Source organism: Candidatus Krumholzibacteriia bacterium (assembly GCA_035649275.1).
GTDB lineage: Bacteria > Krumholzibacteriota > Krumholzibacteriia.
Map to the genome: position 1 here is coordinate 1 of DASRJW010000017.1, position 10602 is coordinate 10602.

Sequence of the window (10602 nt, forward strand, 5' to 3'; positions counted from 1 at the left end):
CCGTGTCCGGCACCTTCACCTCGAAGCGCATGTGGATGCCCTCGTCCGGTTGGATGTGGAGGGCGAGGTAGTTCTCCGAGAGCTGCGCCCCCGGCGGCAGCGGGAACATGAGGTGCGGCGGGCGGCGGAAGACGATGATGATCTGCGAGGCCTTCGCCTGCAGCGCCTTTCCCGAACGCAGGTAGAAGGGCACGCCTTGCCAGCGCCAGTTGTCCACGTAGAGTTCCAGCGCCGCGTAGGTCTCGGTGCGCGAGCCTGAAGCCACGCCCTTGGTTTCGCCGTAGCTCTCATACTGGCCGCGGACGCTGTGCGCCGCCACGTGCTCCGGGCGCAGAGGACGCAGCGCCGCCAGCACCTTGGCCTTCTCGTTGCGCACGGCGTCGGCGTCGAAGGACGCCGGCGGCTCCATCGCCACAAGGCTCAAGAGCTGGAGGAGATGGTTCTGGAACATGTCGCGGAGCGCCCCGGCGCCGTCGTAGAAAGCAGCGCGATGCCCGACGTCCTCGCGCTCGGCCACCGTGATCTGCACGTGGTCGACGAAATTACGGTTCCATAGCGGTTCGAAGACGGTGTTGGCGAAACGGAAGAAGAGGATATTCTGCGAGGTCTCCTTCCCCAGGTAATGGTCGATGCGATAGATCTGCTGCTCCTGGAAGACACGAAGGAGCATGGCGTTCAGCTGGCGCGCCGAGTCGAGATCGGAGCCGAAGGGTTTTTCCACGATGATCCGCCGCCAGCAGCGGTTCTCGCAGTGCATGTCTGTCGCCGCCAGGTGGCCGACCACGGACCCGTACACCTGGGGCGGGAGGGACAAATAGAAGAGTCGATGGCCCTCGCCGTTTTCCAGGCTGCGCAAGTGTTGATTCAGCCGAGCATAGTCTTCGGCATTTTCGGGGTTACCGCACAGATACGTGAGCCGCGGCGCGAAGGCGTTCCAGGTGGCCTCGGTGAAAGCATGGGGCGCGAACTTCGCCAAGGCGTCGCGCATGAGGGTGCGGAAACTCGAGTCGTCGTGCTGCTGGCGAGCGAAACCGACGACATGCACTTCCGCTGGCAGCCGCTTCTTGGCCTGCAGGGTGTAGAGCGCCGGCACCAGCTTGCGCTGGCTCAAGTCGCCGGAGGCGCCGAAGATGACGATGCTGATCGGAAGGGCCACGGTTCCACCTTTCGCTACGCTGCTTCACGCCGGCACGGCGGCGTGGACGAGGTCGCGCAAGCGCGCCAGGCTGCGTCCGACATCGCCGCTCAAGTGCACTCTCAAGACCCGGCGCCCGCGTTCCGCGAGGACGGCGAAATCGCCGCCCGCCTGGAAGCTCTCGAGCAAGCCGAAACCGTAGGGTCGTCCGGGGATCGGCACATCGGCTTTGCTCTCTGCGGTCACTTGCAGGAACACGCCCGTGTTCGGTCCGCCCTTGTGCAGCTGTCCGGTGGAATGCAGGAAGCGCGGACCGAAGCCGAGAGTGGTGGCGACGCGTTTGCCGTCCCGCACGCGGCGGCCCATTTCCAGGAGCTCGCGTCGATGGGCGGCGTTCATCTCCAGATAGGCGAGGAGAGCGAAGTAGTCGCCCGGGCGGAGGAGCTGCAGGTGCGCGGCGAGGAGCGCGTCGAGGCCGGGGGATGGCGCGGCAGCGAGAAGCTGGCGCGCATGCGCTGGTGCAGCGAACAAGCGCAGGCTCTCTTCCTCGAGGAGCAGATTCTCCTCCGGCAGGCGCCCGTCCTTCTCGTACGCCGCGGTGAGCGCGCGCGTCGCCACCTTGGCCGCTTCGACATCGGGCTGGTCGAAGGGATGGAGGCCGAGGACCGAGCCTGCCACCGCGGTAGCGATTTCCCAGCGGAAGAACTCCTGCCCCAGGTCGAGAGGGTGCTGCATGGTGATGCGGACGACCGGATGACCGGCGTCGGCGAGCGCCTGCAACGCCGCGGCTTCCGCGCCGCCCGCTTCTTCGGCGAGGTGCGTGGCCACGAAGACGCGGTCGTCGCCGTAGACGAAGGGCTTGCCCAAGGTCTCGCCGTCCACCGGCACGATGCCGATGCCGTTCTTGCCGGTGGACTCGGCGACGAGCTGCTCGAGCCAGCCGCCAAGGCTGGCGAGGTGCGGAGACGCGACGAAGGTCAGCTTGTCGCGCCCCTGGCGCGCCAGCGTGCCGAGGGCGATGCCGAGGGCGACACCGGGGTTCGTCTCGGGAGGGACCTCGGGGCCGCAGGCGCGCGCCATGTGCGCGGCGCGCCGGAGGATAGCAGCGACGTCGAGGCCCATGAGCGCTGCCGGGCACATGCCGAAGGGGGAGAGCGCCGAGTAGCGCCCGCCGATGTCGGGGGCACCTGGCACCACGCGCCGGAAGGTCAGGCGTTCCGCGAGCGCTTGCAACTTCGAACCCGGATCGGTGATGGCGACGAAGTGGCCCGGAGCCCGCTCGGCGCCGACGGCCTCCTGCACCCGGGCGAAGAAGTACTCGTAGAAGACATGGGGCTCCGTCGTCGTCCCGGACTTGGAGGAGACGAGGAAGAGCGTGTGCGCCGGATCGAGGCGTTGCTCGAGGCTGCGCACCTGCTGCGGATCCGTGGAGTCGAGGACGAGGAGCGCCGGAAACCCCGGAGCCGGAGCGAACGTCTGGCTCAGCACCTCGGGACAGAGGCTCGAGCCACCCATGCCGAGAACCACCACCTGCCGGAAACCGGCGGCGACCACTTCGGATGCGAGTTGTACGAGCGGTGCGGCGGCGTTGCTGCCCCCATCCGCACCGTCGAGAAGTCGCATCCAGCCGAGCCAGCGGTTCTCGTCGCTCCGCGTCCACAGAGAAGTGTCACCGGCCCACAAGCGTCGCACCTTGTCCTGCTCGCGCCAGGCGGCGAGCTCCGCCTGCACCGCCGCGCTCGCGGCACCGAGATTCCAACCCCAAGTGCCCAGGGGACGGTTCACGCTCGCCATCGTGCACCTCCTCGTCGCGAATGGACTCGATCCTAGTGGTTTGCCTCGACTCTCGCGTCGGCGCGCTCGTCCGCTTCACCTGCGGCTGGCGAGCGCCGGCTCCCACGGCCGTGAAATGACGCAGGCGTTGATCCCACCGATGCCCATGGAGAGCTTGCCCGCGATCCCCTGGGCGTTGCATTCCTGATCGAAAACAAAACGTTCGTGGAGCTTGCGGATCTCGGCGTTGAGCTCCGTCGCCCCGAGGGGGGTCGGGAAATGCCGGCCGCGCGCGTAACCCAGGTACTGGGCGGTGAGCTCCCAACCGCCGCCGGCGCTCATGCCGTGGCCAAAGGTGCCCTTGCGTGCCGTGACCAGCACCGAATCGGGAACGATGGAGCGCAGCGTCTCCACCTCCATGTAATCGCCCGGCGTGGCGGTGGCATGCAGGTCCCAGGCGGCGATGTCGCCGGCTTCGACCGCCGCGGCGTCCAGCGCCGCGCGCACCGCTCGCGTTGGGCCTGCCCGCGTCGGCGTGATGATGTGCTCGGCATCGGAGGTCACCCCCACGGCGAGCGGCTCCATCCCGAGGGGAGAGAAGCCGCGCCGGGTCATGAACTCGAGATCGCCGACGATCCAGAGAACGGCCCCGCCGGCGACATGGGTGCCGCGGAGCCGGGTGAGAGGCTTCGAGACCATGCCGTCGGCGGCGGAGACGCGGGCGTTGTAGAAAGCCCCCACGGTCAGCGCATGCGGCGGCGGGTCGGTGGCGCCGACGACGACGGCGCGGGCTTCGCCGCGCTGGATCGCGTCCATCCCCAGTTTCAAAGCCACGCCGAAGGTGGAGCAGGCGGCGACGGGAGCGAAGGTGGCACCGACGATGCGCCCGAGCATGGAGATCTGGCTCGCCGGCGTGTTGGGGATGTTCCAGATCACCTTCGCCGACACCACTTCCCAAGGCGGTGTCGGAGTCTGCCACTTCTCCTGCAGCTTGCCGTGCAGTCGGCGTTTCTCGCGGATGACGCGGAGCTTCGCCGTCTCGATCTCGCCCTCGGCGCTCAGGTCCTCGATGGCCCGCACCTCGCGCAGGTACTCGGCGAGCTCGGAGGAGCGGGCAGCCCAGTAAGCAAGCCAGACATCCTCGGTTTGGTCGCGGTTGTCTTCCCCCACGCTGCGCGGATCCGGCGGCACGCCGGAGACGGTGCGGCGTTCGTCCTCACCGAGGTTGGCGTAGTGCCGGAAGGCGCTGTTGCGCTCCGGGCGGCTCCAGAAGCGGTTCCAGCGCCGCTGCGCCCGGTATAGCGCCAGGGTCTCATCGTGCAACGTGGGCAAGCTGCCGAGACCGGTACCCACATAGACATGCGCCTGCGTGCCGAGGTCTTGCAGCACGTCTTCCAGACCGGGGTTCTGCTCGAGGGCTTGCACGAACGCGCCGATGGCGTAATGCGTCGACGGGTCCATCTTCTCCTCGAGCTGGTGGAAGCGGTTCGGCGTGAAACGCTCGGTGATCCACTTCTTGTAGGTCTCGAAACGGAACTCGGGCTGGCCCACGAGGAAGTTGTCGGGGCCGAAGCCATGGAAGGGGGCGAGCCAGCTGGTGGCGCTGGCGAGATTGGTGGCGAAGGTCTCGATGTCGGGGGACCGGGGCGCGACGATGCCCCAGCCAAAGAGTCCGACGCGGGTCAAGAGGAGGCCCTCCTTCTCGGCGACCCAAGAGAGTACCCGATGCGGAACCGGTCCGTCAGCGCGCCTGGGCCGAGGGCGCACGGCAGCGGCCGGTCGAGGGAGTTTCTCGCCTACGGCCTAGACGCCGACGGGAAGCGGGGCTCGCGCGTGTGCGCGTCACTGCGGTTGGTGCGCGGGACGCAAGAGGTCGTTGATTGTCTTCACCGGATTGAAGGTGGTTTCCGGAACTTCCACCAGCAGGGTGATCCAGCGCGACATCCCGCCGTTCCAGAGCCCGGGGTGCTCCAGAGCCCGTAGCTTCCTTCCGGCGCTCGACTTTTCCGAGATGAAGACCGCCTCGTGATCCACATAACGCTGCAGTGCGAAGGCCTGACCGCGGGCGTCGCGTAAGCCGCAGACGAGATCCACCGGGCTGAAGTGGGTCATGGAGGCGAAGATGCGCTGCTGTTCCGGGTTGCTCGTGTCGATCTGGGCGCGCTCCACGATCTGCACCGTCGACTCCTCGTCGGCGCCGCGCACCCAGAAGGGGCCTCCGCCGGGCTCACCACGGTTGTGCACCATACCGCAGACGCGCACGGGGCTGTCCAAGCGCTGCAGGAGGAAATCGCGTTGGGCCGTGGTCCCAGCCGCGGTGACCGCTGGGGGTACGGTCAGGCCCAGGTCGTCGCGGACGAAATGCAGCGCCTCCTCGACGGCGCGCTCCGGGGCGCCGCCTGACTGCAACCGCGACACGTGGGCGAAGAGACGCTGCTGCAGCGAACAGAGATAGCCGCCGAGGACTTTCTTCCACAGCAGGGTGTCGGCCAGCTGGTCCTCGGTGGTGACGTTGTCGATGTTCTTGATCATGACGAGATCGGCTCCGAGGGCGCCGAGGTTCTCGAGCAATGCACCGTGCCCGCCAGGGCGGAGCAGGAGATCGCCGGCGTCGTTGCGGAAGGCGTGGCCCTCGAGATCCACGGCGAGCGTGGCGGTGGCGGCCTTCTGCGAGGAGAAGCCGATGTCGAAGCGCACGCCGAAGCGGGTTTCGAGGTCCGGCCGGCGGGAGGCGAGCAGCGCCTCGAAGCGCGGCAACCACTCGGGGGCCACGGTGAAGTGCAGCCGGCAGCATCCCTCGCGATCGGCGATGGCGTGCGCCGCCTCGACGAGATGCTCCTCGAAGGCGGTGCGCGGCGTTCCGGAATAGCGATGGAAGGGAAGGAGCCCCTTGGGGACGTCGCCGTAGGCGAGTCCCTTCGCGGTCAGCAAATGCTCGAGAGCGGGGCGCAGGTCGCCGGCGAGGAGGGTGCCGAGGTCGAGGCCCGAAGCGGCGAGGGAGCGGCGCAGCTGGTCGTGGAAGGCGAAGAGCGGCAAGGAGTCCGCGAAGCACAGCACTTCGTCCGCTGCATCGTCGTGTCTTGCCGCCAGATCATCACGCCGCAGCGACGAGCGCCCGTGCAGCGCCTCCAGGAGTGGCGCGAACATGCGGCTCGCCGCACCCGAAGCGGGCACGAACTTGAGAAAGCGTCCGGCGAGCCGAGCCGCTTCGTAGGCTTCCAGGCAGGCGGCGCGCTCCGTCTGGTCGAGATGCCGGATGCCGTCCCCGAGGGTGCAAGGCCGGTCGAGTTGCAAGAAATGTGGCGGCCGCGCGAAGAGACGGAGCTGGCGCTCCGCTTCTTCCACGGGAATGGCATGCTGGCGCAAGAGATCCAGGTCCCGGGGCGTCCATTCTCCCTGCATGCGGCCCGTCCTGGGTCAGACGCCGAGAACGCGAGCGGCGCGATCGAAATCTTCCGGGCGCACGTACACGATGTAGCCGAAGCCGTCGCGGCCATCGGTGACGCCGTTGGAGGCGAAGACGTTGATCTGCGCCTCCGAGAGCTTGCGGTGGATGTCGGCGAAGGCGCCGAGCTTGTCGTCCCCCTGCACGAGGAGGGCGCGGCTCGGCCCGAGGAGCACGAGGCCGTGGTCCTCGGCGGCGCGGACGAACTCCCGCACGTTGTCCGGGAAGATGACGAGCTGCGCCTGGTCGGCGCCGGTGGGTACGGCGCTGAAGGCGAGGAGATTCACCTTCGCCGCAGCCAGCTGGGACAGGACCTCGTGGGCCGCCCCCGGGCGGTCGCGGACGGTGGTATTGAAGTACTCGACGCTGCGGATGGACAGGGCCATGGGGACGCCTCCGGATCTGCCGCCTGGCGTAGGCGGGCCAAAGTGGCAGTATCGTCGGCCCCGGAGTGAATGGCAACGGGCTGCTTGCAGGCTCCAAGTAGACCGCCTACCATGCAGCGCATCTACGGAGACACGATGCAGCTCGGCTTCGTCATCGATCAAACCCGGTGCATCGGCTGCCACGCCTGCACCGTGGCCTGCAAGGCCGAGAACGACGTCCCCCTTGGCGCCTTCCGCACCTGGGTGAAGTACACCGAGACAGGCGATTTCCCGGCGGTCAAGCGCCACTTCACCGTGTTGCGCTGCAACCAGTGCACCGACGCACCGTGCGTGCAGATCTGCCCGGTCTCGGCGCTCGAAAAGCGCGCCGACGGCATCGTGGACGTGGATCCGGCCGTCTGCATCGGTTGCAAGGGCTGCCTGCAAGCCTGCCCGTACGATGCGCTTTACATCCACCCAGGAAACGGCACGGCGCAGAAGTGTCACTTCTGCGCCCATCGGGTCGAGCGCGGCCTGGCGCCAGCCTGCGCCATCGTCTGCCCGACAGAGGCGATCATCCCCGGCGACTTCCACGACCCCGAAAGCCGGGTGGCGAAGATGCGTCGCGAAGAGGAGCTGGTGGCGCGCAAGACCGAGGCACGCACCGGACCCAACGTCTATTACAAAGAAGCTCACGTCACCGGAGTCGAGCCCCTGGCCGCCAACGCGGCGGGCGGATTCCTGTGGGCGAACCAGATCCCAGGCGTGCAGCTCGATGCCCAGACCTTCGAAGCACTGGAGCGTCGTGCCGAAGGGCGGACGGTGTACGACGTCGCCCACCTGCCGGCCTGGGGCGGGAAGGTGACGAGCTATCTCTTCACCAAGTCTCTCGCCGCCGGTGTGGTATTGGCTGGCGCGTTCCTGGTGCCGTCGGTGCGGCGCGAAGGCGGAAGCAGCGCGGTCTGGGTTCCGTTCCTCTCCCTCCTCTTCCTGCTCGCGACGGCTGTTCTCTTGGTGGCGGACCTGAAGCGGCCCGAGCGCTTCTATTTCATCCTGCGGCGGCCCAACTGGAGTTCCTGGATCGCCCGTGGCGCGGTCGTGCTCACCGCCTTCGGCGGCGTGGTGGTGGGGTGGATGGTGCTCCTCGGGGCGAACGCTGGCACCGGTTGGGGTGGCAACCTGTTACACGGAATCGTTCTCGGCCTCGCGGCGCTCTTGGCGGCGCTGTGCGCCGGATACACCGGCTGGCTCTTCGGTCAATCCCGCGGTCGCGTGCTGTGGATGAAGCGCGGTTTGTGGCTGCATCTGATCGCACAGGCCGTGGTAGCGGGTGCGGCGCTGCTCATCTTGGTGGCGCCCTTCATCGGACTCGGTCTCGAAGCAATCGGGATCCTCCGGCGCGTGCTCATCGTCGGGCTCTTGTGGCATCTCGCCTTCACCCTCGTGGAAGCCAAGCTCGCGCCTCCCAAGCGGGAAGCAGAGTACGCTCGCGCCGCGCGGCTCGTGTCTCATGGGCCCTTCGCGCGCCGGCACTGGGTGGTGGGTGTCGGACTGGGGACCGTGGTAGCCATCGGTCTCGCCCTCTTTTTCATGCCGCCGCCACTCTGGGCCGCGGCGTCGCTCCTGGCGCTCTTGGGGCTCTACGTCGAAGAAGACATCCTGGTACGTGCCGGGCAAGCTTTGCCCATCAGTTGACGACGGAGGAATGACGATGGCGGAGCGCGAGGAGCAGCGCGGATCGGGCCCCGAGGCGTCGCGCCCCGCGTCGCCGGGTCCTGAGGCGCCACGCCAGGGCCCATGGGAGCTCTCGGTCGCCCCGCCACCCGAGCGCTGGGACGACTGGGTGGAATGGGACGCGTCCGCCTGGCCCGAGCGGCGGGAGCGTCATTTCCAGTGCATCCCAACCATCTGTTTCAACTGCGAATCGGCTTGCGGACTGCTCGCATTCGTCGACAAGGCCACCGGCTCCATCGCGCGCTTCGAGGGCAACCCGGTGCACCCGGGTAGCCGCGGCCGCGTTTGCGCCAAGGGGCCGGCGACGCTCAATCAGATCCGCGATCCCGAGCGCATCCTCTATCCGCTGCGCCGGTCCGGACCGCGAGGATCGGGGCAATTCGTCCGCACCACGTGGCAAGAAGCGCTGCAGGACATCGCCGAGCGCATTCGCGCTGCCTTCGACGCCGGGCGGCACGACGGCGTCATGTACCACGTCGGACGCCCCGGGGATGACCACTTCGCCACCCGCATGTTGCAGGCCTGGGGCGTAGATGGGCACAACAGCCACACCAACGTGTGCAGCTCCTCGGCGAGGCTCGGCTACGCCCTCTGGATGGGTGCCGATCGGCCGTCACCGGACTACCACGACACGCGCTTCATCCTGCTGCTCTCGTCGCATCTCGAGACCGGGCATTATTTCAATCCGCATGCCCAGCGCATCATGGATGCCAAGCAGGCCGGCGCTCGTATCGCCGTCGTGGACACGCGTCTCAGCAACACGGCCTCGCACGCAGATCTGTGGCTCGCGCCCTGGCCGGGGTCGGAAAGCGCCCTCCTTCTCGGCGTGGCGCGGGAGCTCCTGCGGACGGGCCGCTGGAACCGCGACTTCGTCCGGCGCTGGGTGAACTGGCGGGAGTACCTGGCGGCCTGCGATCCCGGCGGGACGGGGACGTTCGAGCGCTTCGCCGAACGACTGCTGGAGGAGTACGCGGCCTTCACGCCGGAGTTCGTGGCGGAAGAGTGCCGCATGCCCGCCGACGTGGTGGAGAAGCTCGCGAACGAAATCGCCGCGGCGGGAACGCGCTTCGCGAGCCACTTGTGGCGTAACACCGCGAGCGGCAACCTCGGCGGCTGGCAGGTGGCGCGCTGTCTCTTCCTGCTCCATGTGTTGACGGGAAGCGTGGGGACGCCGGGAGGCGTCAATCCGAACACCTGGGACAAGTTCGTTCCCAAACCGAGCCTGGAGCCGCCCGCGGTCGGACGCTGGAACGAGCTCATCTGGCCGCGCGAGTACCCGCTCAGCCATTACGAGATGAGCTTCCTCCTGCCGCACCTGCTGCGTGAAAAGGACAGGAAGCTGGATGTCTACTTCACCCGCGTCTACAACCCGGTGTGGACGAATCCCGACGGCTGCTCCTGGATCGAAATGCTGGAGGACGAGGCGCGCGTGGGTTGCCACGTGGCGATCACGCCCATCTGGTCGGAGACGGCGCAGTGGGCCGACTATGTGCTGCCCACGGGACTCGGGCCGGAACGGCACGATCTCATGAGCCAGGAAACGCATGCGGGCACCTGGATCGGTTTCCGGCAGCCCATCGAGCGCGAGCGCCGGCGGCGGGCGGGCGAAACGCCGACGACCACGCTGGGCATGAACCCGGGAGAAGTGTGGGAGGAAGCGGAGTTCTGGATCGCTCTCACCCACGCCATCGATCCGGACGGCAAGCGCGGCATCTTCCGCTACTACGAATCGAAGCGCGAACCTGGCCGGCCGGTGACTCTGGACGAGTACTACGCCGAGATCTTCGATAAGGCAGTGCCGGGTTTGCCCGAGGCGGCAGCACGCCACGGGCTCCAGCCACTCGATTACATGCGGCGTTTCGGCGCCTTCGAGGTGCCCTACTCCGGCCAGGAACGTTACGAGAAGGAGAGCGCTGCCCCCCCCGCCACCGGAGCCGCGGGCGGGAAGCCGGCGAGCGCACGGGTGGCGCCACCCGCCGCGGCTGGCGTGCCGCAAGACGATGGCACTCAGCGTGCGGGGTTCAAGACACCCACCGGCCGTCTCGAGTTCTACTCGCCCACGCTCGCCGAGTGGGGATTCCCGGAGCACGTGCTCCCGGGTTACGTGCGTTCGCAGGTGCACTGGCGGAACCTCGAAGAAGGCGAGATGA

At 67.9% G+C, this 10602-nt stretch carries 7 protein-coding genes; 2 read left to right on the forward strand and 5 right to left on the reverse strand.

Going from position 1 to position 10602, the window contains the following annotated elements:
• The 5 genes from zwf to VFE28_01325 all read right to left on the reverse strand — a co-directional run.
• Positions 1-1156 (reverse strand): glucose-6-phosphate dehydrogenase (gene zwf, locus VFE28_01305; protein ID HZM14610.1); only part of this gene is annotated, 1156 nt, incomplete at its 3' end.
• Between the two features lie 24 nt (positions 1157-1180).
• Positions 1181-2929 carry a bifunctional transaldolase/phosoglucose isomerase gene (locus VFE28_01310; protein ID HZM14611.1) on the reverse strand — a complete coding sequence of 583 codons (1749 nt, stop codon included), beginning with the start codon at positions 2927-2929 and terminating at the stop codon, positions 1181-1183.
• 75 nt (positions 2930-3004) lie between these two features.
• Complete coding sequence (locus VFE28_01315) at positions 3005-4594, reverse strand: beta-ketoacyl synthase N-terminal-like domain-containing protein (protein ID HZM14612.1); 1590 nt, start codon at positions 4592-4594, stop codon at positions 3005-3007.
• A gap of 156 nt (positions 4595-4750) precedes the next feature.
• Positions 4751-6310: a DUF4301 family protein gene (locus VFE28_01320; GenBank protein ID HZM14613.1), complete on the reverse strand. Its 1560-nt coding sequence runs from the start codon at positions 6308-6310 to the stop codon at positions 4751-4753.
• Between the two features lie 15 nt (positions 6311-6325).
• The gene (locus VFE28_01325; GenBank protein HZM14614.1) at positions 6326-6739 is read right to left on the reverse strand and encodes a hypothetical protein; all 414 of its coding nucleotides are present in this window, start codon (positions 6737-6739) and stop codon (positions 6326-6328) included.
• 111 nt (positions 6740-6850) lie between these two features.
• Between VFE28_01325 and VFE28_01330 the strand changes: the two genes are divergently transcribed.
• A complete protein-coding gene (locus tag VFE28_01330) occupies positions 6851-8413 on the forward strand; it encodes a 4Fe-4S dicluster domain-containing protein (GenBank protein HZM14615.1) in 1563 nt (520 codons plus the stop codon).
• Between the two features lie 16 nt (positions 8414-8429).
• On the forward strand, positions 8430-10602 hold a 2173-nt coding region (locus VFE28_01335), incomplete at its 3' end, for a molybdopterin-dependent oxidoreductase (GenBank protein ID HZM14616.1).

Coding starts and splice junctions, on each gene's coding strand:
- VFE28_01310 (HZM14611.1), bottom strand. CDS start 2,929: ATGGCGAGCGTGAACCGTCCCCTGGGCACTTGGGGTTGGAATCTCGGT.
- VFE28_01320 (HZM14613.1), bottom strand. CDS start 6,310: ATGCAGGGAGAATGGACGCCCCGGGACCTGGATCTCTTGCGCCAGCAT.
- VFE28_01325 (HZM14614.1), bottom strand. CDS start 6,739: ATGGCCCTGTCCATCCGCAGCGTCGAGTACTTCAATACCACCGTCCGC.
- VFE28_01330 (HZM14615.1), top strand. CDS start 6,851: ATGCAGCGCATCTACGGAGACACGATGCAGCTCGGCTTCGTCATCGAT.